Origin of the sequence: Paenibacillus sp. FSL R10-2199, assembly GCF_038000235.1 — a bacterium.
In the GTDB taxonomy this organism is placed as follows: Bacteria; Bacillota; Bacilli; order Paenibacillales; family Paenibacillaceae; genus Paenibacillus_AQ; species Paenibacillus_AQ phytohabitans.
Genome location: NZ_JBBOBO010000001.1, coordinates 743,210 through 765,792, shown reverse-complemented (window position 1 = coordinate 765,792; position 22,583 = coordinate 743,210). Strand labels below are relative to the sequence as shown.

General features: G+C 50.2%; 14 protein-coding genes. 11 read left to right on the top strand and 3 right to left on the bottom strand.

Going from position 1 to position 22,583, the window contains the following annotated elements:
- Positions 1-8: 8 nt before the first annotated feature.
- Complete coding sequence (locus NYE33_RS03190) at positions 9-2,336, bottom strand: helix-turn-helix transcriptional regulator (RefSeq protein ID WP_076243429.1); 2,328 nt, start codon at positions 2,334-2,336, stop codon at positions 9-11.
- A gap of 325 nt (positions 2,337-2,661) precedes the next feature.
- Between NYE33_RS03190 and NYE33_RS03185 the strand changes: the two genes are divergently transcribed.
- The 8 genes from NYE33_RS03185 to NYE33_RS03150 all read left to right on the top strand — a co-directional run bounded on the left by NYE33_RS03185 (position 2,662) and on the right by NYE33_RS03150 (position 15,519).
- On the top strand, positions 2,662-3,528 hold the full coding sequence (locus tag NYE33_RS03185; protein WP_341064769.1) for an ABC transporter permease: 867 nt from the start codon (positions 2,662-2,664) through the stop codon (positions 3,526-3,528).
- A 10-nt stretch (positions 3,529-3,538) separates the two neighbouring features.
- Positions 3,539-4,423, top strand: a complete 885-nt coding sequence (locus tag NYE33_RS03180; RefSeq protein ID WP_039296857.1) for a carbohydrate ABC transporter permease — start codon at positions 3,539-3,541, stop codon at positions 4,421-4,423.
- 76 nt (positions 4,424-4,499) lie between these two features.
- Positions 4,500-6,032 (top strand): extracellular solute-binding protein, encoded by a 1,533-nt coding sequence (locus NYE33_RS03175; protein WP_341064766.1) that lies wholly within the window; start codon positions 4,500-4,502, stop codon positions 6,030-6,032.
- Positions 6,033-6,063: 31 nt separating this feature from the next.
- Positions 6,064-7,110: a glycoside hydrolase family 130 protein gene (locus NYE33_RS03170; RefSeq protein WP_336102099.1), complete on the top strand. Its 1,047-nt coding sequence runs from the start codon at positions 6,064-6,066 to the stop codon at positions 7,108-7,110.
- Positions 7,111-7,356: 246 nt separating this feature from the next.
- The gene (locus NYE33_RS03165) at positions 7,357-12,063 is read left to right on the top strand and encodes a polysaccharide lyase family 8 super-sandwich domain-containing protein (protein ID WP_341064764.1); all 4,707 of its coding nucleotides are present in this window, start codon (positions 7,357-7,359) and stop codon (positions 12,061-12,063) included.
- A 97-nt stretch (positions 12,064-12,160) separates the two neighbouring features.
- The gene (locus tag NYE33_RS03160; RefSeq protein ID WP_052421618.1) at positions 12,161-12,550 is read left to right on the top strand and encodes a DUF948 domain-containing protein; all 390 of its coding nucleotides are present in this window, start codon (positions 12,161-12,163) and stop codon (positions 12,548-12,550) included.
- 336 nt (positions 12,551-12,886) lie between these two features.
- Positions 12,887-15,067, top strand: coding sequence for a pectate lyase family protein (locus NYE33_RS03155; RefSeq protein WP_341064761.1), 2,181 nt, complete (start codon positions 12,887-12,889; stop codon positions 15,065-15,067).
- A gap of 182 nt (positions 15,068-15,249) precedes the next feature.
- Complete coding sequence (locus NYE33_RS03150; protein ID WP_341064759.1) at positions 15,250-15,519, top strand: DUF6809 family protein; 270 nt, start codon at positions 15,250-15,252, stop codon at positions 15,517-15,519.
- Positions 15,520-15,540: 21 nt separating this feature from the next.
- On the opposite strand, the gene NYE33_RS03145 is transcribed toward NYE33_RS03150, so the two are convergent.
- On the bottom strand, positions 15,541-16,347 hold the full coding sequence (locus tag NYE33_RS03145) for a WYL domain-containing protein (protein ID WP_341064757.1): 807 nt from the start codon (positions 16,345-16,347) through the stop codon (positions 15,541-15,543).
- Positions 16,334-17,647, bottom strand: coding sequence for a helix-turn-helix transcriptional regulator (locus NYE33_RS03140; RefSeq protein WP_341064755.1), 1,314 nt, complete (start codon positions 17,645-17,647; stop codon positions 16,334-16,336). The genes NYE33_RS03145 and NYE33_RS03140 overlap by 14 nt, the downstream gene beginning before the upstream one ends.
- A 177-nt stretch (positions 17,648-17,824) precedes the next feature.
- Here NYE33_RS03140 and NYE33_RS03135 point away from each other — a divergent pair, with 177 nt between their 5' ends.
- Genes NYE33_RS03135 through NYE33_RS03125 form a run of 3 tightly spaced genes read left to right on the top strand, consistent with a single transcriptional unit; the run spans position 17,825 to position 22,514 of the window.
- Positions 17,825-18,613 carry a nucleotidyltransferase domain-containing protein gene (locus NYE33_RS03135; protein WP_039296876.1) on the top strand — a complete coding sequence of 263 codons (789 nt, stop codon included), beginning with the start codon at positions 17,825-17,827 and terminating at the stop codon, positions 18,611-18,613.
- Positions 18,614-18,647: 34 nt separating this feature from the next.
- Positions 18,648-19,913, top strand: coding sequence for a class I SAM-dependent methyltransferase (locus NYE33_RS03130; RefSeq protein ID WP_341064753.1), 1,266 nt, complete (start codon positions 18,648-18,650; stop codon positions 19,911-19,913).
- Positions 19,914-19,916: 3 nt separating this feature from the next.
- The gene (locus NYE33_RS03125) at positions 19,917-22,514 is read left to right on the top strand and encodes a metallophosphoesterase (RefSeq protein ID WP_341064750.1); all 2,598 of its coding nucleotides are present in this window, start codon (positions 19,917-19,919) and stop codon (positions 22,512-22,514) included.
- Positions 22,515-22,583 lie beyond the last annotated feature (69 nt).

The window sequence follows — 22,583 nt, the reverse complement described above, 5'->3', positions numbered from 1 at the left end:
CTGCATTCTTATTTCTCGATGCTATTGCCACCTCTATACTTCTTCCGGTATTGGGCCGGTGTCATTGCGTACACCTTTTTGAAGCTGGAATAAAACGTGTTAAGCGATGAAAATCCGAAATTTTGGACGATGGGCTCAATCGGCGAGTCGGAGGCAATGAGCTCCTGACAGATGAAGCTTAGGCGCTTCTCCGAGATTTTGTCCGTAATGGACTGGTTTGTCTCCGCTTTATATAAACTGCGGAAATAATTAACGGATAACCCCAAATGATCAGCAAGCATTTTTGCGGACAAGTTCGGATCGGTTAATTGTTCTTCAATGAACCGGTCCGCCTGCTCGATCAGAGTCACATTCTTGGACAGCCCGCGGGCAGCTACAATGTCTTCGAGTGTCTTGGTGACCAAGGCTTCCATCCATGGCACCACCTTGTCCATCGTCTCCTGCTGAATAATCTGTTTCTCAATAGAAGTCAGCCCCCATGAACTGGGCAGAGGCTGAGCGGAATGCTCCTGCATGAGCCTGCGTATATCCATAAACAGGGTAATCAATGACATTTTACATTCAAAATAGGGCATTTCCCGCAGCTTGACTACGGCTGAGCGTATGACTTCCAGAACCGTATCTGCATTCCCCTTGGGAAGAGCCTGAGCGATCTGCCGCTCTTTGTTCGCAGGCAGATGGTACAGTTCTCCTGGCGCATCGGGTAGCCATTCCTTCACGATGAGCGATCTGTGTCCGAACCTGAACCGTTCCTGCGTCAGTTCATACGTCTCCATATATATCTCATGCATGTCGGTCAGGCCGGGCAGCGTCCTGCCCCAGGCGACAGTCGTTCCAACTGACAAATACTGCTCTATTAACTGTTGGGAGCCTTGCAGCTTCCTCGCATATTCTTCGGACAAGGGGGCGGATAGGACAACGGCCACGTGATCGTCACCCATATCCACCGTTTGCAGCTTGTGCTTGGACGATTGCAGCGACTCTTGAATAATATTGGACATTGCGAACCGGAGCAGACGCCGGTCCTTCTCCGGGTAGGTCTCCGAGAATTCCGAGAAGTGGTCAATCCGCAAGATGGCCACCGACAGCTGATCTACCGGCAGGTCAATGCCCCACTCCAGAAATTGAGAACCTATCTCCTCTGCTGAATGGTAAGTCTCCCCCAGAAAATCCCGTAAAAACCTCTCTCTGCCTAAAAATTTATTAAGCCGCCATTGCTCGGTCAGTTCGTTAATCTGATTATGCTGGGCTATAAACACATTGGATAAGTAGTCAAGTTCATATGTGCTGTATCCCAGACCGGGCTTTTCCGCTTGATGCTGCCGCATTACTCTGGTAATCAGTTCTTGAATGGGCGAGTATACCCGTTTGGAGATCAGCACGATAACGGTCCAGGAGGCTGCGAACAGGGCAATGAACAAGCTCAGGCTAGTGTTGCGAAGAACCGTAATTTTATCCAAAATGACAGACTTCGGTATCGTTTCGATAAAGGTCCAATCCTGGATTCCTTTGATGGAGATGCCTGCGTAAACCATTAGCTGTTCTCCCTGATCACGGGGATGAAAGAGCTTCCATCCGCTCTCGCCCTTAATCACGTGGCTTCTGAGCTCCGCAGTTTGTTCCTGATTCAAAGAAGTGCTGCTAAAAACCGTCTCCTCCCGGTCATTCAGAACCGCAACTGACCTGTCGCCATCATTCGAATTGTCCTGAAGCAGGGTCATGAGATTATCTGTATCTACATTCATAACGAAAGCGGAAATAGAACTGCCTCTTTCGTAAAATCTTATGATGGTCATCACCTCTTTGGGCGTATTCCCGGTAAGTGGCAGGGACAAGGTTCTGGGAATGAGCACGCTATGGTTCGCCGTAACCGGATCCTGTAAACGCTTAATAATATCCTGATCGTAGAAAGTTTCCGCATCATTCAATCCAAGTCTGGAATCAACAACCGTATTCGTGTAATCGTTAATGAGGTATACCGAATCGATAGACGGATTGGCGTTCTTGATGTCCATAAGCCGGCTCCATACCTCAAAAGTCTCAAAATCGCTGTACTGATCTGAAAGGGCATATACCTTGAGGGCGCTGTCATCACTGGAGGAGAAGCTAAATTCCAGGGCCCATTCCATCAGCCGTGCGGTGTTCTGGGCGCTGTTTACCAGCAAGGATTCGGAATGATCGCCGATCTCTTCCAGAAGCGTCTTGGAGGACTGCCAATAGAGCAGCGCAAATGATATACCCAGCACCAGTACGTTTGCACTGACGAAATAAAAAATAAGCTTCATATAAGTAGGATGCTGCTTCAGCGATGCGAGGAGTGGACGTCTGAATTTCATTGCTGGAACCTCCGTAATCATAACTGCCGAGCTCATAAATTGTAGATTTATTATAGCATACCGATTATTTTCGTCTTCAGAATCGTTTGTTTTCGCAATAGTGTTGTTTTTGGGAAGTTTGTAAATCTGCGCTTGCAGGAAGGATTAGAGCTTTTCGGAATTGCCGTAGCAGTGAGGGCTTGATAAGGTGACGGCATAGATAACGGCGTGCTAATGCAATTGCCGGTCTTGATGAAAGGGGGGATATAAAAAGATGCAATACCCAATTAACACCAGTAAAAGGTCTAAACTGAAGCATATTGTCCGAAATCCTTTTCTTTATGTTATGGCCGTGCCGGGGTTGTTGTTTTTTCTAGTGTTCAGTTATTTTCCCATATACGGGATTATGATTGCCTTCAAAGACTATAATTTCGCCAAGGGTATCACAGGAAGTGATTGGGTCGGTTTTAAAAATTTCGATTACTTTTTTACTTCAGGTGATTTCTGGACCATTCTGCGCAATACGCTGGTGTTGAACATACTGTTCATTTTCTTTACTACAGCCGCAGCCGTTTTAATTGCGCTTATGTTCAACGAAATCCGCAATAAGTATTTCAAACGAATATCGCAGTCTCTCATTTTTCTTCCTTATTTTATGTCTTGGATTGTGATAGGAATGATTGTCCAATCCTTATTCGGCGGGGAAGAGCCGATGGTCAATAACTGGCTGCAAAATATCGGTATGGAGCCGGTCAACTGGATGTTTGAGTCGAAGCTTTGGCCGTATATTCTGACCGTTATCCGCGTGTGGCAAGGTGCGGGTTATCTTTCGATTATTTTTCTGGCCGCGATTACAGGCATATCGGAGGATTTGTACGAGGCTGCCCGGATTGACGGGGCATCCAAGCTGCAGATTGTAATGCGTATTACGCTGCCGCTGCTCGTTCCTACCATCATGATCATGACCTTATTGGCCGTAGGCAAGATTTTCAATGGCGATTTTGCTATGATCTATGCCATCATTGGAGACAACTCATCGCTCTATCCGACTACCGATGTCATTGACACCTTCGTCTTCCGCTCCATGAGACAGCTGCATGACTTCGGCATGTCTTCGGCAGTCGGCCTGTTCCAATCGGTGATGGGTCTGATATTCGTCATTGCTGCCAACTGGGTAACCCGAAGGGTGTCTAAAGAATCTGCTTTATTCTAGGAGAATAACTATGAGACAGAAACAGAGCGCTGCGGATCGAACGTTTACGATATTTGCCCATACGTTCATTTTGTTGTTCACCCTATTTTGTGTGTTTCCTTTTCTGCTGATGATTATCGGCTCTATTACGGATGAACAGGAACTGATTGCGCACGGCTATACTTTGATTCCGCAAAAATTATCGCTGAACGCTTATAAGGCGGTTTTGCAATCGGATGTGTTATTCAACGGTTATGCGGTCACGATTTTTATCACCGTCGTAGGTGCATTAAGCGCGTTGTGCATTTCCGCAATGCTTGGCTATTCGCTGGCTAACAAACGGAATGTTCTGCAAACACCTTTTCTGTTCTTTTGCTACCTGCCTATGCTTTTTTCCGGGGGTATCATTCCATTTTATATTGTGGTCAGTCAGTGGCTGCATTTGCAGAATACCATCTGGGTACTCATTTTAACTATGTTATGCCAGCCGTTCCTCGTATTTTTACTCGTGAGCTTCTTCCGCACCATTCCTGAGGAACTGGAGGAAGCCGCAAGAATAGACGGAGCGAATGAAATGAGAATTTTCTATCAAATTATGATCCCGATCTCCAAGCCGATTCTGGCTTCCGTCGGTCTCTTCTATGCTCTGAGCTACTGGAATGACTGGTTTATGGGATTGATGTTCGTGGATAATGAGAAGTTATACCCGCTGCAGTTAATTCTTCGCCGGATGGTATCCAATATGGAAGCTGCCAAAAATCTCATTCCCTCCGGAGCGGCAATTGCAGTGACTCCACCGACCTATGGTGTGCGGATGGCGACAACTGTGCTGACGATCGGCCCGATTGTCCTGCTGTATCCCATGCTTCAGAAGTATTTCGTCAAAGGTCTAACGGTAGGAGCCGTAAAAGGATAAACGGGGATGTCCGGGATTAACCGGACTAACCCAGTTAATTTCAGAATTTTGTTCATAGATATGGGAGGGTAACGGAATGAGATTAAAAAAATGGGTTGGCACGACAACAGCAACGGTATTGGTATCTTCACTGATCCTGGCAGGCTGCGGAGGCAATACGAAGACTGGCGGCAATGAAGGGAGTTCTCCGAAGAATACGGAAAGTGCTGCACCCGCATCTAAGGAAACGGTGACATTGAAAGCTTATTTTCCGGGGGATAAACCGGTGGGCTTTGACGATGTGCTACAGGCGGTCAATGATAAATTGAAAGCGGATAACGTCGGAGCGGCCTTGAACATCAATTTCTTGCCGTGGACCGATTACGGGAATGCGGTATCCGTGAAGATGTCTGCCGGGGAAGATTTCGATATGTACTTGGATGCCCCATGGATATCCATGAATCAGATGATCGAGGGCAATTCTTTAATGGAACTGGATGCCGCGGTGGCCGAACGTCCGGAGCTCAAAGCATCTATTCCCGAGGAAATGTGGGAGTATAACAAATTCGGCGGAAAAATTATGGGGATTCCGCTCGGTACCACCCAGGGCCAGCTATATGGTCTTCTGATCCGTAAAGATTTGCGCGAGAAGTATGGACTTCCCGAGTTGAAAACCTTGGGTGATTTGGAGAAATTCTTGTATATGGTCAAGGAACAAGAGAAGGATGTCAAACCCTTCGTCATTAACGGCATCAAAGCGGATAAACTTCCGTTTATCCTGAGCGAATCTGCTAATCTGGCGCTGGATGAAGTGCTCGAAATCGGTGTCAACATGTTTGCCTATTCCATCAAGGACAAGAAAGTAATCGGCCAATGGACCAGCCCGGTGATTGCTGATGGTTATGAACGCGTCACCCAATACTACAAGGACGGCATCATTTCCAAAAATATCGCACAGGAGCAGAATGCAGAGACACTGTTCAAGCAGGGGAAATATGCGGCCACTTATTATGCGGCGGATGGTGTGGAGGGATTGAAATATTCGGAAATGCTGCAAGACGGCAGCGACAAGCTTGAGATTTTCATTCCGAACGGGGATAAAGCCAAGCCGTATACTGCTTTCCAGCAATGGAATTTCCTGTGTATTCCAGCTGCTTCCAAGCACGCTGATTTGGCAATGGATGTAGCCAATTGGTTGTCCATTAAGGAAAACCACGATCTGATGGAATACGGCATTCAAGGGAAGGACTGGGAACCGGTCGGGGATTCGAGCTATAAGGTGCTGTCCAGCTATTCATTCCCGGGGTTCGTGCTAACCTGGCGGCCAACGCTGAACCGCACGCCGGACACGATGATGAAGGATGACAAGAAGTGGTTCGACTTCTCTACCAACCCGGCCAATTTCACACTTAGTCCAACGGCGGGCTTCAACTTTAACGCTGAAAAGGTGAAGACGGAATATGCCAAAATCACTCCACTTCACGATTCGACCTTCCTGCCGTTTAGCCAGGGCCTGGTGCCTGCTGCTGAAGGCAAGGAGATGATGGAGAAAAAAATGGCGAGCCTCGGCGGACAAAAAGTAATCGAGGAAATTCAGGCGCAAATCGACGCTGTCACATCCGGTAAATAACGGCCTAAAAATACTGAAAGAGGTACTTCACATGAACATACAACGCAGCGCGCACAATCCTGTTATACGAGTCCGGGACGTTGTCCCTTCCCGCCCCGATTTTCGGGTGCTGGGGGCGTTTAATGCAGGGGTGGCGCAGTTAGGGGATGAAACGATCCTTTTACTGCGCATTGCGGAGGCGCCGATATCGGACCGGGCGGATGAAGTGCTTGTCCCCCGGCTGAATGAAGCGGGTACTGATGTCCTTGTAGAACGTTACGACAAGACCGATCCGGGCTATGATTTCTCCGACTCGCGCTTCGTTGCGAAGGATGGACGAACGGTCATGCTCACCTCCTTATCTCATCTGCGGGTGGCGCGAAGCAAGGATGGCATTCATTTCGATGTGGAGCCGCATCCGGCCTTATTTCCGGAAAATGCCCTGGAAGCGTGGGGAATTGAAGATCCGCGTGTGACCCAAATCGGGGATATCTATTATATTACTTACAGCTCTGCTTCTGCCCGCGGCGTTGGCGCCGGCCTGGCAGAGACCCGGGATTTCCGGACATTCAAACGCCGCGGACTTATGCTGGCTCCCGAGAATAAGGATGTCATGATCTTCCCGGATAAAATTAACGGCAAATATTACGCTTTGCACCGTCCGGTGCCCAAGTCATTCGGCTCTCCCGAGATGTGGATCGCCGAATCGCCCGATCTCGACCATTGGGGGAATCACCGCTTCCTGATGGGGCTAAGCGAACAAGGCTGGGATTCGGCTCGTATGGGCGGCGGGGCGGTTCCGATTCGAACCGAACGCGGCTGGCTGGCGCTGTACCACGGAGCGGACAGCAAGCACCGCTATTGTATGGGCGCGGTGCTGCTTGATCTGGAGAACCCGGCCAAGGTCATCGCCAGATCCCGTGTACCGATTTTGGAGCCGGAAGCTGTCTATGAGGTGAATGGATTCTTCGGCAAGGTCGTGTTCTCATGCGGAGCCTTGCTTCTGGATCAGACGGTCCGCATGTATTACGGTGCCGCAGACGAAGTGATGGCAGTAGCGGACATACCGCTGGAGGATATATATAATACGCTAGTGTAGAAGGCTGAAGGCAGTGCAAGCTGCCTTCTTCAATCCATATATAGGAAAGCGCTGTCATAAACGATTGAATTTAGATAGACAAAGGAGCGCATGTACATGACTGACAAAAGGCAAAGGTTTGTAAAGAGGTGGACATGTCTTGGTATTGTTTGTTTGTTGATATCCTCCATAGGGTTATATTCGCCCGTATCGGCGAGCACGCCCGGGGCGGCCAACGTTTCTCCAGAGATCGCTGAAATAAAATTGATGAAAAACCGGACGGCGGCATTTTATGTCTCCAAAGATATCATCAACGACGGAACGAACGGCCGGGTCGAATGGACCTACAAATCTCAGGCCGGCACGTACTTAACCAATCAAAATTCCAATGGAAGCTGGGGAGATGTAGATTATGCGAGTACAGCCTCCAGTGCCAATGGGAGGGCCTGGTCGCCTTATCTCGCATTAGACCGGCTGCAGTCGATGGCTCAGGCGTTTGCTGACCCGAAGGGTCCATACTATCATAATGAAACCCTGTTAGGAGGCATTCAAAAGGGGCTGGACTATTGGTTTACGGTGAAGCCCACTTCCACCAACTGGTGGGAGACCGGAATCGGCAAGCAATTAAGGCTGGGGAAAATCGCGCTTTTATGTGAAGGCTATTTAACAGAAGCGCAAGCTTCCAATATAATCGGCACGCTGGACAGCAGCCCGCACACTGTCGATGGAGCCAACTCATCCTGGTACAATCAGAATTATATGATCCGCGGCTTATTGCTGGAGGATGCCCAGATCGTCCGGAACGCTGTGGAAGCGTTTAATGTGCTGTCCAATGTGACGGCGACTGTGACGGGAATCCAGTCAGACATGTCATTCTTCATGCATGGCAAAACGAATTATACGACGGGCTATGGAAGAAGCTTTGCCAGAGATATGTCATTCTGGGCATATGTAACCTCGGGCACCTCATTCTCGTACAGCAAGGCGGCGATTGATTCGTTATCGTCCTACCTGCTGGATGGCACCAGGTACCTCGTGAGAGGCAATGTGGCCGATCTGGGTATGGGGATGAATGGACCGGAGTGGCCGGATTATGCTAGCGCGGCTTTGACCTTCTATGAAGATCCGCTGCAGTGGATGCAGGCGGCCAATCCGAAGCGCGCAGCCGAGTTTGCGGGTTTTCTTGAGAACATCCGCAGTATTGGTACGAGCACGAGCAACGGACTGGATGCTAGCAATATGACGCAATGGCAGACGCTAGTCTCCTCGCATATGCGGGATGATTATGGAATTACGGTCAAGATGTCTTCCAGCACGGTCAAAGGCGGCGAGTGGAGAACCATTAATCCTAGCGGATATAACCTGCTCTACTGGACGCCGCAAGGAGCCACTGCCATTCAGAGAACCGGGGATGAATACAGGACGGTTTATCCGCTGATGGACTGGGCTCATGTTCCAGGTACGACGGCACCGTATGTACTCACGAAGGATGCGAATTTCAACAATCCCAAAACATTTGTAGGCGGCGTGACCAACGAGCGTTATGGAGCCACGGCGTTTGATTTCAACAAGCTGAGTACAAGCGGCAAAAAAGGCTACTTCTTTTTCGATGATGAAATGGTGGCGCTGGGCACAGGTATCGCTTCAACTAACGCTGCACCGGTCCATACAACATTGAACCAAAGTCTGGCGGCAGGGGATGTGCTCGTAGACGGAAAAGTAATAGCGGACGGAACGGTGCAGGCTAACGGGCGCTGGGCATATAACGATAAAATCGGCTATGTTTTCCCGAATCCTACCGGCTTTCAAGTGAAGCGGGAGACGAAGACGGGAAAATGGGGCGACGTTATCACGGGAAGCTCGGCGGAGCCGATCACCAAGCCGGTTTTTTCAATATGGCTCGATCATGGCGTGAAACCGGCTAACGCTTCCTATGAATATATCGTATTGCCGAATAAAACCCCTGAAGAGGTCAGCAGCTACGCAAGTGTGAGCCCGAGCCCGGTCAGTATTCTTGCGAATACACCGTCGGTTCAGGCAGTCCGGCACAATTCCCTTGGCATTGCGGAATTGCTGTTCTATCAACCCGGGACGGTGACGCTAAGAGACGGCTTGACGGTCACCGTGGATAATCCGTCCACGGTAATCATTGACGAATCCGCTTCACCTGTACGCATCTCGGTCGCTAATCCCGAAACGCCGGGGATTACAGTGAACGTAACGCTGAACCGTAACGGAGAAAAAACCACGACTACCTTCAGACTCGGCAAGGATACGTTTACCGGCCGGAGTATGACCCTAAACGAGGGAACCTCTCTCGACGACAGAGGGTTCGATCTCGCTTACAGTAAAGGGGCGACCGCTTCCTCCAGCCAAGGCAAGCAATTTGCCTCGAATGCAACCGATCTATACAGAAGTTCCTATTGGAGTTCAAGTGCTTCGGACAACGAGTGGATTTATGTCGATCTGCAAGATCAATATATGATCCATAAAGTTAGGCTAAATTGGGAAAAGGCGTATGGAAAAAGCTATAAAATTCAAGTGTCGGAGGATGCTGTCACCTGGAAGGACGTTTATACAACTTCTATGGGGGATGGCGGAATCGACGAGCTTTCCTTTGGTAAGGTCAATGCCAGGTTCGTCCGGATGCTGGGCGTTCAGCAGGGCACCGGGGACGGCTATTCGCTTGCTGAATTTAATGTATTTGAAGCGGTGCCGCCCAATCTCGCCGAAGGCATGCAGGTAACGGCAAGCTCGGCCAGAGCCGCCGACGTGTCTCCCGGAAATGCGGTGGATGGGTCATTGACGACCCGCTGGGGATCTAACTATGCTGATCCGCAGTGGATTTACGCCGATCTTGGCTCCAGCCAGCCCATTGCGAAGGTTATGCTGCATTGGGAAAGTGCGTACGGGAAGGAGTATCAAATCCAGGTTTCCGACAACACGGCGGACTGGACGACAGTATACAGTACCACCACCGGAGACGGAGAAATCGATGAGATCTCCTTCGAACCGGTGAATGCAAGATACGTCCGGATGTATGGTACGAAAAGAGCGACCACGTACGGATACTCGCTCTGGGAATTTAAAGTGTATGGTCCAGAGAACGTACAAAAGGTTCCGGCCCGGGTTGAACTAGAAGCGACGCCATCTTCCGTGGCGGCTGGAGGCAAAGTGTCCGTTACAGGTGTCGTCTACGATGGCGCCGATCTTCTGGTCCCCGGCGTGGAGGTCGAAATCGCGTCTGCATCGGGCAGCATCGAAACGGCTAAAGCAGTAACGGACGTTAACGGCCGGTTCAACACGGTTTATACCGCGCCTTCCGCAGCCGGAGAAGTGACGATCGCGGTTGTCCTGCCTGCAAGTCCGACCGTGACGGATACGGTTACCGTATCCGTGAACCAGGACGTACAAGTGCCCGCCCGAATCGAACTTCAGGCAGCGCCGTCTTCCGTGACATCCGGAGGCATCGTGTCCGTTACGGGAGCCGTCTACGACAGTGACGATCTTCCGGTATCCGGCGTAGAGGTCGAGATCGCGGCTGCATCGGGCAGTGTCAATGACGCCAGTGTGGTAACGGATGCGAACGGCCGGTTCAGCACAGTCTTTACAGCGTCGTCTGCTGCCGGAGAAGTGACGATTACAGCAGCCTTGACCGCGAATCCGTCTGTGAGCGGGACGACTACCGTTTACGTAGAAGGGGTCGTACAAGTGCCCGCCCGGATCGAACTCCAGGAGGCACCGTCTTCCGTGATGGTTGGAGGCAAGGTGTCCGTTACGGGAGTCGTCTACGACGGCGGCGATCTTCCGGTCCCGGGCGTAGAGGTCGAAATTGCGGCCTCGTCAGGGAGCATTGAGAGTGCCAAAGCAGTAACAGACGCGAACGGCCGGTTCAGCACGATCTTTACGGCGCCTTCCGCAGCCGGAGAAGTGACGATTACAGCCGTCTTGACGGCGAGTCCGGCCGTGACGGATAAGATTACCGTCTCCGTAATTAAGGCTGCACAAGTACCCGTTCTAATCGAACTCCAGGCGACGCCGTCTGCCGTGACGGTGGGAGACGATGTATCCGTTGCGGGAATCGTCTACGACAGTGACAATCTTCCGGTCTCTGGCGTGGAGGCCGAAGTCGCGGCTTCGTCGGGTAGCTTCCAAAGCTCAAAGACAATCACGGATGCGAACGGCCGGTTCAGCATGGTCTTTACGGCGCCTTCCGTAGCAGGAGAAGTGACAATTACAGCCGTCTTGACCGCAAATCCGTCCGTTACGGGGAAAATAAACGTTTCCGTAAACGAGCGTTCAAACGGCGAAACCGGAGGCCATTCGGGAGGAGGAGCTCCCGTGAGTCCGCCGGTAACTCCCAATAATCCGAACGTTAATCCAAGCGATGATCCAAACGGCGGTTCGGACACGCTGGACGTTCCGGTACCCGGTCATGTCTTCGCGGATGTTGGCGGTCATTGGGCCGAAGCCAATATCCTGGAAGCAGAGAAGAGGGGAATGATCACAGGTTATCCGGACGGCTCGTTCCGGCCCGGTCGCACGGTAACGCGCGCTGAATTCGCGGTGATGCTGGCGAATTCGCTGAAGCTTCAGAACGAAGAAGCAATCCTGTCCTTCAAGGACACTGACCGGATCGGGCAATGGGCCAAGGCAGCTGTTGCACGGGCTGTAGGCTTGGGGCTTATCCAGGGAGATAACAATAGTAACTTCCGTCCCGATGCGCCTATGACGAGATCGGAAATGGCCGTAATGCTGGCGAGAGCATTAGACCTTGTACCCAAAGCTCATTCCGCTGGATTCGCGGATGACCGCGACATCCCGGTCTGGGCGGTTGGAGCGGCAGCCGAGATGAAGAATCTGGGGATTATGCAGGGTAAGGGTAATAACTGCTTCTTCCCGAAAGATGCCGCGACGAGGGCGGAAACGGTCACGGTTCTGCTCAGAACGCTTGCAGTGAAGGATCAGGAATAGGAAGTAGAACAAATTCGGCCGGGAAAACCTGCTTGAGGGCAATTGAAGGAATGAACCCAACAAGTTGGACATACAGTGGAACTACAGGAGGTGTTGCATGGTTATCCAACTTAGTATTGCTTTGGCTGCAGTTGCTTTTATCTGTCTGGTTGGTTTCTTGATTCTTACGCTGCGCAAAGGAATGACTACACTCTCAGAGACCAATAAGACGCTGGTTGACGTAAGAAATGCGATTCATGGCTTAACAGGAGAGGCTACCCAACTCATTCATACGGCTAATCAGGTTACCAGGGATGTGAAAGGTAAAATTAAAACGATAGATCCGATCTTTGAATCTGCGCACAATGTGGGTGAAGTGATTCAGACTGTGACAGAGACATTCAAAAAAAACGCTTCGGAAATAGGGCAAAATTTAAATCAAGAACCCGAAAAACCTCCAGTCAAGCAACAAAGCATCCCCATTCGCGTCAATACAAAATTTCAATAAATTTCAGAAAAAGACACCTTAAGGGGTGTCTTTTTTGTTTATGCGAATCTGGCTCTAACGGCCCCTTGTAAGCTCAACAAAGCTTATGCCGGGTATCATCTCACTGCGAAATAATCATTAACTCATAATACCGCAGAATTACTGCCAATATGAGCAAATGATTGTTTAAGCACCCTTTTCACATTTGATATGCTCGGGTTGTCCGAGAGGGTTCATCTCATCCTGCTTCAATGGTTCGGATTAGCCGGTACAAGAGGAGGTGCAAGAGGAGCATCACAGATTATTGCAAGCGGTTACAGAAGGATCTGCAACAAATTATAATTAGGAGGCAATGAAATGAAAAGGACAGTTGCAAAGGTAACCAGTATAGTTTTGTTATTTTCTCTTGCACTATCTCTGATCGCCGGCGGATGGGGAACTACGGTAGCACACGCTGCGGGTCTTACGATAACGGGCAGTGGAGGCGGAAATGAAGCTGCTTATGTGGAGTGGTCACCAGTAAGCAATGCATCGGGATATAATGTATATGTTAAAGCAGCGGGCGCAGCGGACTCCCAGTATCAGCAGATTAATAACGAGTTGATCCGCAAGTATTCTTCCTATTGGAGAGCTGATGCGGTAGGGCTTGCAGCCGGAAGTTATGTAATGAAGGTTGAGGCTGTATCGTCAGGCGCAGTGACGGCAAATGCCGTCTCAGGAACGCTGGCGGTAGCGCCGTATGACCGGTCCGGATTTGCTTTTTCAGCCAATTCGCAATTTGGTACAGGCTCAGGTGCTTATAATGATAATGGGACGCTCAAAAGCGGGGCACAGGTGCTGTATATCACCTCCCAGAATGCGCAAACCGTAACGCTCGGTGTGAAGACCAGCAGCTCGGGTACCGTACAGACCGGGGTTGGTCTTGGCGGAATTCTGACACTGAGACAAAAAGGCTACGACACAACACCGCTGGCCATCCGGATTATCGGAAAAGTTACAGCGGCTGACCTAAGCGGACAGCTCAACAGCAGCGGTTATCTTGAAGTCAAAGGTAAAAACAATTATACGGAAATGAATATTACCATCGAGGGTATCGGGAAAGATGCGTATGCCTACGGCTGGGGAATGCTGCTTAGATATACCGGGAATGTCGAAGTCAGAAATCTGGGCGTGATGTTATTCCCTGACGACGGTATCTCCATGGATACAGGCAATGCGAATGTATGGGTGCATAATAACGATATTTTCTACGGCTCTGCAGGAGGTGACGCGGACCAGGCTAAGGGTGACGGTTCTACGGACCTCAAGAAAGGCTCAACGTATATCACTATCTCGTACAACCACTATTTTGATTCCGGAAAAGCCGCTTTGGTTGGACTTAGTGAATCTGCTGAGTTCTTTGTTACCTTCCACCATAACTGGTTCGATCATTCGGATTCCCGTCATCCGCGGATTAGAGTGGCTTCTGTTCATGTCTATAATAACTTCTATGATGGAGTCTCCAAATATGGTGTCGGCGTTACAACCGGAGCCTCGGCTTTTGTAGAATCGAATGTGTTCAGAAATACTAAAGATCCAATGCTTAGTTCCTTGCAAGGTACGGATGCTATAGGGGAAGAAGGAACGTTCTCCGGCGAAAACGGGGGTGTAATTAAAGCCTACAACAACAGTATTACTGGTGCGGCAAGTCTGATCTATGCCAACTCCAGTACCGGAACGGCTCCGGCGAATGCTACCTCGTTTGATGCCTACTTAGCTTCTTCGAGAAATGAGACCGTCCCAAGCTCATACAAAGCTCTAGTGGGTGGGACAGCGTATAACAACTTCGATACGAGCGTTGATACGGGAGTTAGTGCCTCAGATGTTGATAGCGTAAGCACTGTGGAACAGGTCGTTACGGCAGAAGCCGGACGCCAGGGCGGTGGAGACTTCACATGGGCTTTCAATGACGCTGTGGATGACGCATCGTATGCGCTGAATGCCGCACTGATGTCCGCAATCAGAAATTATATTACGGGTCTTGTATCAGTAGGAGGTAATTCCAGTCCGGTAGGACCGACTCCAACTCCAACAGCAACACCTGCACCAACAGCAACACCAGCACCAACGGCAACGCCTGCACCAACGGCAACTCCGTTGCCAACAGTAACACCTGCGCCAACGGCAACTCCGGTGCCGACTGCAACACCAACGCCAACGCCCACTACTGGGGCAATTGTTCATAACTTCACTACATCCGGAACAACGAGCAGCTTCTTCTTTATTTCGGGGAATCTCTCCACGAGCAAAGGAACTGTAGTATATGGCGGCCTGACCTTAACCCAATGTTTGAAAATCGAGAGCGCAACCAGCATTGGGTTCACAGCTGCCAAAGCCTCGACTTTAACATTAGTATTCAACTCGGAAGGAACCAAGGTCAAAGTGGATGGAACCAGCTATCCGATCACGAATGGTATTGCTACAGTCTCTATTGCAGCGGGTGCGCATACGATTACGAAGGATAGTACTGCGAATTTGTATTATATGAAGGTGGAGTAGATAGTTTTAAAATCATAAATAAAAGACACCCTTAGAGGTGTCTTTTTAAATTTATCCTAAGAATCACGAAGATTGATCCTTGTTTATTTTTGTGATATTACGCCTAAGCGTACCACGTACACTCTGCAAATGCTACGCTGATTTTATCGAATATAATTATGTAGCCGATAAAGGAGGCTCTTATGCCAAACATACTCGAATCACTATATTATGGCAGTCTATTCCCTAACGAGGATATTATCTCTAAGGATTCCAATTACCGACCGCTCAACAGGCAAATTACCGAATCTCTAGAGACTTGGAAGCAGAAGCTGTCCGCAGGCGAGTTTGAGGAGCTGGAGTCTTTATTAGAACTGTATTCGCAAGTACAGGGGCTGGAGATGACAGCTGCATTTGTGTCCGGGTTTAAGGCCGGGACGGCGATGATGATCGAAGTCCTTGTAGATGCTTAGCAATGCGTGACTAGTCAACATTCACTTCACATCCTCCCCATACCGCTCAATCGCCATATCAGCCGTTTTCAGCATACGACGCTTAAGCTGCTCGCCCTGGGTAATTTTCACACGTAACCCAAGGAACCGGATTCGGGATAACAGGAACTCGCTGTCGTCTCTCATGTAGTTGACATGGATCCGGTAGATGCCGGAGGCTTCATCAAAAGACACGGACTTATCAAAACAGGAAAAGGCGGACAGGATACGTGACAGCTCCGCATTAAAGGTGGGAATGACTTGAATGCAGGCGGATTCCTTCAGGCCGTCTAATAAGCGCGCTATCCGTGCCTTCAGGTCATCAATCCGTTTGGCAGGAATAGGGAATACTTCGACCGAAACAATATTTCTCAGTTTGGTGGACATGAGCGAACGCTGCCGGGTGCTGTACCATTGCAGATACCACTCCCGCTTATACATGTTGTATTCCAGCTTGTGCGGGAATCCGGCCTGGTCCGTTCGATCGCCTCCATGCTTAATCTGATATGCAATCAGGATGCCTTGATTCTGCATAATCATGCGGCGGAGCGTGCGAAGCAATGGATGATAGACCTGGCGCTCTTTACTGCGGGCCTTCTCCATAATAATCTCCCGCACTTCTATGGATGCTTCAGCCTCCAGTAGAGAGTTTAATTTATTTAAGGTTTCCGGTGTAAAAGCCGCCTCTGAAGCAGGGTGTATTAACATCGTTTTCAGCCAGGAACGTTCCTGAGAGGTCAGCGCAAGCGACCCCGCTTCATCAAGGCGTGAGATGATCTGGAAATTGAATATTTTCTCAAATGGATTCATAGTAGCTCCGGAGCTCCTTCCATTCTGCAATAAATTGCTTACGAAGCCAGCGGGGTTCTAAGATCTCACAGCTCGAACCGAAGCTCCGTAACCAGGGCTTGATTTCATAAATTTCGTTCACTTCGATCTCGTACAGGAACGTTGAATCGGACTCCTCTGTAATCACGCCCCATTGTCCCTGCGCCTCAACCCGCTCCCGGATGAAATTAGCGCCGGACCCGCTGGGGTTATAGAATCTGACAGCTACCTTAACCGCACGGTTGGTATCTGTAACCCAGCTGTTCTTCATCTGCGCTTCCAGAGCTTTAAGCTTCTCCGTATATTCGTCTTCTTCCACGGGTTCGCCCTCTTCAATCTGCGTAAGGCCTTCCATCCGGAATTTCTTGATCCCCATCCGGGCATGATGTCCGATTAAATACCACCGCCCATACTGATGGTCGTAGACGACGCGTAGCGGAAGGATACTATCTGTAATACCCGCAGACTCCCGCTCAAAGAGAGGGTTCGTGTTCTGGGAGGTGTAGTTCATTCCTTTTTTCGGGGACAGATAGAGAAACTGGATTCTCCGGCGCTGCTGAATAGCACCGAATATCGTGTAGAGATGAGCCTCATCAAGAATACGTGAATGGTAATTGTATTTATATCTATGGGTCTCTGTAGCTTCGGGGTTAAAGCCCCGCTTCCGCAGAACCTTCTTCAGGGTGTCGCGCAGCAGGTAGCCTTGTACAGACGGAATCTGCGTATTGGCGATGACATCCACGTAGTCATAGAGGTCCAAAAGCTGGTCATCTGTTAGCTGGTCAATCAGGTCGTTGGCAGCCTTGTACCGGTAAGGACGCCGCTCATTGACACGGAGAATGACGCCGACTTCCTCCAGATATTTCAGATCGCCCCGGATGGTTTTCTCATCAGGCAGCGGCGAATCGGCGGGCATTTGCTCACTGCACAGATCCTGCAGATCCTTGGCAGTCCGCTCCTGGGTCTGGAGTGCTGTTAAGAGTAGAGTAAGCCGGATGCTCTCCGTTTCCTTAAGCGACTTGGCCCGGAACAGGAAGAGCAGCAGCGGATCGGCAGATTCATAGTAGTTGTAACGGAGCCACTCGGAGAGCTCGGTTCCCTGTTCAGCAGGCAGATCCTGCTGCAGGACAGTAACCATTTCCTTCAGGTTGCGCAGCGTTTTGTCGTAGGTATGTACGGAAATGCCGAGCCGGTCGGCGGATTGTTGTCTGCTGTAGGCTCCCCCGGCTAAAGACAGCATGCGAAGAAACTGAATTTCTTTATCGAAACTTTCCTTGGCCATTTGTATTCCTCCAGCCTGTAGCGCATCCATTAGAAGTGATAGTACCTACTTATATTAAGCACCAGAGTTGAATAAAATGGAAGGTTTTTTGCCTGCCGCCATACTTCCGCCCTGTTCGTGAATGGGAAAATGAGGGAAGATAGGTTCATGAAGCCGAGTTGAACTGGAGTGATAACAATGACCCCTATAAACAAACTTATCCGCGGCCAGCTGGAACAGATTGAACAGGAGGAGCAGGTTGCCATATTGTATGCCTGTGAATCAGGCAGCCGGGCGTGGGGTTTCCCCTCGCAGGATAGTGATTATGATGTGCGGTTCATATACCTGCATAAGCCGGAATGGTATTTATCTATCTACGATAAACGGGATGTCATAGAGCGTCCGATTAACAATATGCTGGATATCAACGGCTGGGATTTACGTAAGGCGCTTAATTTATTCCGTAAGTCCAATCCGCCGCTGCTGGAGTGGCTGCAATCGCCGATTCAGTATGCAGAGAAATTCAGTGTAGCCGGACAGCTTAGAGGGATATCGCCGTATACCTTTTCACCGAAATCCTGTATGTACCATTACTTGAATATGGCTAAAGGCAATTACCGCGATTACTTGCAGGGCGGGCAGGTCAAGATCAAGAAATACTTTTATGTGCTGCGCCCGGTTCTGGCCTGTGAATGGATTAACCGTTATGAAGAGATGCCGCCGATGGAGTTCGATGTGCTGGTAGACCGGCTGATTCCGCAGGATGGAGAGCTGTGGCAGGTAGTGCAGCAATTGCTGGCACGGAAGAAATCCGGTGAAGAACTGGATGTTGAGCCGCGGTTAAGCGCCATTAACGATTATTTGGAAGAGCAGCTTCAAGTGCTGGAGAAGGTGGCAGCGGCGGCCTTGAGTATCAAAGAGGATAACCGGGACCAGCAGCTGGATGCCCTATTCCGGGAGGCGCTGCAGGAAGTATGGGGAAAGTGACTGAGACAGAACGACTGACAGGAGGAAGATCGTAGTGGCTATTGTACAACTGAAATCTACAAATCCGAAGTTCACCTTTTTGATCAAAAAGAATCCGCAGAGCGGCATGCAGCTTCGCCCGGTCCGCAAAGGAATAGCCTATGGCTGGTATTCGGATGATATGACCTATAACGTTTTTTTCAAGGATGCAGATAATGAACTCTCCTATAAGCAGAACGACAGTGACAGCTTTGAGTATCTCAATGTCTCCCGGTATAACACCCCGCTGTTTCCGCTGAATGCGGTTAATGAGTTCTTCTCCACGCCTGTTAAGGCGCAGGACGAGCGGGACATTGAAGGCTACGAGCATACCTTTTATATCCATATGGTTCAGGTGGAGCGGCTGCACTATATTGAATTTTTCAACAAGCATCTGAAGGATTATACCTTCTCCCTGCAGCATCAGGCGCATAAGAGCTATTCACTGACCATTACCACGCATAAAAGCCTGTATCACCTCCTGCATGTGACTCAGGTGCTGTCCCTGTTCTTATCCATATTTTGGGATGAGTATATCGATATTTCGGACCGCATTCTGGATAAATATATCCGCAGCCTGAATGTGATTGATGCCCCTTTTTATATCCGCAGTCTGTTTGCACGGAGCTTCCTTACTACCCGGGAGCTGTTCAAGCGCTACAAAGCCTCTATTGAGCAAACGGAGCAGGCTTCCATCGGGCTGGAGTATGGCGGTACGGCGATGCAGCGGCGGACGTTTATCTCAGGTGTGCTTCCATTCAATAAGCCGGTTCTGGATATCGGTTGCGGGGAGGGCTTCTATGCCATTCCGTTTGCCGGGAAGATCGAGAGTACCTACTACGCCGTGGATATCAATGCAGAGCTGCTGGAGGTTGTGAACCGGAAGGCAAAGGCCAAGCAAATCGATAACATCGCTACCTTCGGCTCGCTGGATCATTTTCTGGAGTCGTATAACGGGGAGCAGGTCGATGTGATTCTGACCGAAGTGGTAGAGCATATGAGCGAGGATGAAGCGGCTGCGCTGATCCGGCAAATTATCGGAAGTGTGGATTTCGGACAGCTGATTGTGACCACGCCGAATGCCGACTTCAACCGCTATTATGAGCTGGAGGGATTCCGTCATGAGGATCATAAGTGGGAAATGGGTATTGATGCGTTCCGTGATTGGTTTACAGATACAATTCAAGGCCTGGCCGTTGAGGCGGAGTACGGGATGGTCGGAGACCGGGTAGATGAGATCCGGACGACGCAAAGCGCGATTGTGCGCAGAAAGGAGGAATAGACAGTGGACATTCAAACCAGGGTACACACGGTATTCATGCTGGTGGGGGCAACGGAATGCGGAAAAACGACATTTGCCAAGGAAGTCCTGATCCCGCAGCTGAAGCTTGCGGATAACTCCACAGGGCTGCGCACGAATGTGCAGTACCTGTCCTCGGATAGCATCCGGCAGGACATCTTAGGTTACGATTACGACAAATATGATCAGGTGATGCTGGAGGCGAGCTCGCATACGTTTCAATTGCTGTTTGAGCGGCTGAAGCTGGTGACCTCCTGGCCGATTAATGCGGAGTTTGTGATTATGGATACGATAGGACTGGCTGAAGATTACCGCAGTAAAGTCCGCGCCATTGCCCAGGAGAACAATTACAATCTCGAGGTTATACTGTTCGATTACCGCAAGCGGGAGGATTATTATGCCTCGGAGCGGTCGAAGAAGCTGATCTCAGGTCATCTGAACCGGCTGAGAAAAGAAGTGCTGCCCGTATTGTCCCGCGAAGGCTACAACAAGATCCATAAGGTACGCGCCAAAGATTTCCTCGTGGAAGGGGAGGCTGAAGGTCAAGGGCTGCCAAACCCGGATTACCGGGTGAATATTGAGGATTGGGAGACTTACGCAGCCTCGGTACTTCCGCAGGATCAAGAGTATATTGTGGCCGGCGATGTCCATGAGTGTGTTCAAGAGCTTCAGGGGCTGCTGCGCAGCTATGGATATAAGCTAGAAGAAGGTAAGTTAAGCGCTACAGATAAGCTGGGTAACACAAAGATTATTCTTGTAGGGGACTGGATAGATAAGGGCAAGCAGACCCGGGAGACGATAGAGTTCCTGTACGGGAATCGTGAGCTTTTCCTATTGGTGATGGGCAACCATGAGAACTTTGTCTATAAATACCTGCGGGGTGAGATTCAAGGGACCGATCCGGAGCTGCTAAGAACGTATTTCGATTCGACCCAGGCTTTAAAAGAGGACGCTGAGCTCTTCCGTAAATTCTCGGTACTGGTGGAGGATTCCAAGCCCTTTTACCGCTATATCGGCATGCAGGGTCCTTCCTTCTATGTTACGCACGCGCCTTGCCGCAATAAGTACATCGGGAAGCTGGATACGAATTCGCTGCGCCATCAGCGTAACTTCCGGCTGGACCGTGAGGCTGCGTATGAGCAGCAGCTTGAATTCCTGAAGCAGGAGGCGGTGAGTAATCACCCGTTCCATCTCTTTGGTCACATTGCCGCCAAGCAGACGTTCCGAATCAAGAACAAGCTCCACCTCGACACAGGAGCCGTACAGGGAAATGGGCTGACGTCTGTCCGCATGTCGTTCAAGCCTTTCTACAAAAGCCATAAATCCCATCAGATTGTTCTGCAGGAAGAGCTGCCGACGTTGTTCCATGAAGAGCAGCCCGTATCGCTGCAGGAGCTGGATTACGAAGCTGTGCGCAGACTGCAATATTCCTCGAGGAACCGGGTGAACTTTATCTCCGGGACGATGTCACCTGCGGACAAGGATGTGGCTGCCGGTGAGCTGGAGTCGCTGCGTAAGGGTCTGGATTATTTCGCTGACCGGCGCGCTTCTGAAGTTGTCCTGCAGCCCAAGTACATGGGATCACGCTGTAGTGTGTACCTCTACCGGGATATAGAGCAGTGTTATGCAGTCAGCCGTAACGGCTATAAGGTCAAGGCGGTTGACTTGGCTCCAATCTACGAAGGTCTGCTGCAGAAATTCGGACCGTATATGGCTGAGCAAGGCATTCGTGTGCTTCTGCTGGATGGGGAGCTGCTGCCGTGGAAGGCGCTTGGCGACGGGCTGATTGAACGCCAGTTCAAGCCGATCGGCAAGGCGCTGGAGACAGAGCTGGAATTCTTAAGACAACACGGGTTCGAAGAGTCGCTGGGTAAGCTGATTCAGGATTATGAGGCGAGCGGCTTTGAGCAGGATCAGCATCATCTGACCAAAGAGGCGCTTAATAGCAGCTATGGAGCTCATGTGTACCAGACGTATAAGCATACCCGTGACATACGAGATTCCTACGTGGACCTGGACCAGCGGGACGAAGCTTACCGGGTATACCAGCAGCAGCTGGAGCTGTATGCGGGTGATGCGGAGCTGGAGTATAAACCTTTTGCCATCCTGAAGGAAGTGCTGGAAAGTGGAGATGAACGGATACCTGACGGCCTGACTTCGGAACAATACCGTTTCCTAAATGACGACGAAATTCTGGTGCTCGACTTGAATGAGCCGGATGCCTACAGTAAGGCAGAGGAGTATTTTGCAAAAGTAACGGTGGAAAAGGGTATGGAGGGTATTGTGATTAAGCCTGAGCAGGAGCAGCAAGGGGTAGTCCCTTACCTGAAGGTCCGTAATCCCGGCTACCTGTCGATCATCTACGGGTATGACTACAAGTTCCCGCATAAATATGCCAAGCTGATGAAGCAGAAGAATATCGTTCCCAAGCTGCGCACGTCCTTAGCCGAGCACCGGCTGGGCAGACAACTGCTGGAAGTGAAGCTGGATGAGATTTCGGCTGAGAACGAGGTCTACAAGCAGATTGCGGCCAACCTCTTGTTTGAGGTAACGAAGGAGAAGGAGATCGATCCGCGGTTGTAGCGGGAGGTTACACAGACTGCCGGGAAGATCCCGGCGGTCTTATTTGTGTCTGGGGAGCAGGGGGAATAT

Excerpts from the sequence above, each read along its gene's own strand:
- NYE33_RS03165 (WP_341064764.1), top strand. The coding sequence starts at position 7,357 with ATGAAAAACCGGACGGCGGCATTTTATGTCTCCAAAGATATCATCAAC.
- NYE33_RS03175 (WP_341064766.1), top strand. The coding sequence starts at position 4,500 with ATGAGATTAAAAAAATGGGTTGGCACGACAACAGCAACGGTATTGGTA.
- NYE33_RS03160 (WP_052421618.1), top strand. The coding sequence starts at position 12,161 with ATGGTTATCCAACTTAGTATTGCTTTGGCTGCAGTTGCTTTTATCTGT.
- NYE33_RS03190 (WP_076243429.1), bottom strand. The coding sequence starts at position 2,336 with ATGAAATTCAGACGTCCACTCCTCGCATCGCTGAAGCAGCATCCTACT.
- NYE33_RS03150 (WP_341064759.1), top strand. The coding sequence starts at position 15,250 with ATGCCAAACATACTCGAATCACTATATTATGGCAGTCTATTCCCTAAC.
- NYE33_RS03185 (WP_341064769.1), top strand. The coding sequence starts at position 2,662 with ATGGCCGTGCCGGGGTTGTTGTTTTTTCTAGTGTTCAGTTATTTTCCC.
- NYE33_RS03135 (WP_039296876.1), top strand. The coding sequence starts at position 17,825 with ATGACCCCTATAAACAAACTTATCCGCGGCCAGCTGGAACAGATTGAA.
- NYE33_RS03170 (WP_336102099.1), top strand. The coding sequence starts at position 6,064 with ATGAACATACAACGCAGCGCGCACAATCCTGTTATACGAGTCCGGGAC.
- NYE33_RS03145 (WP_341064757.1), bottom strand. The coding sequence starts at position 16,347 with ATGAATCCATTTGAGAAAATATTCAATTTCCAGATCATCTCACGCCTT.
- NYE33_RS03180 (WP_039296857.1), top strand. The coding sequence starts at position 3,539 with ATGAGACAGAAACAGAGCGCTGCGGATCGAACGTTTACGATATTTGCC.
- NYE33_RS03140 (WP_341064755.1), bottom strand. The coding sequence starts at position 17,647 with ATGGCCAAGGAAAGTTTCGATAAAGAAATTCAGTTTCTTCGCATGCTG.
- NYE33_RS03155 (WP_341064761.1), top strand. The coding sequence starts at position 12,887 with ATGAAAAGGACAGTTGCAAAGGTAACCAGTATAGTTTTGTTATTTTCT.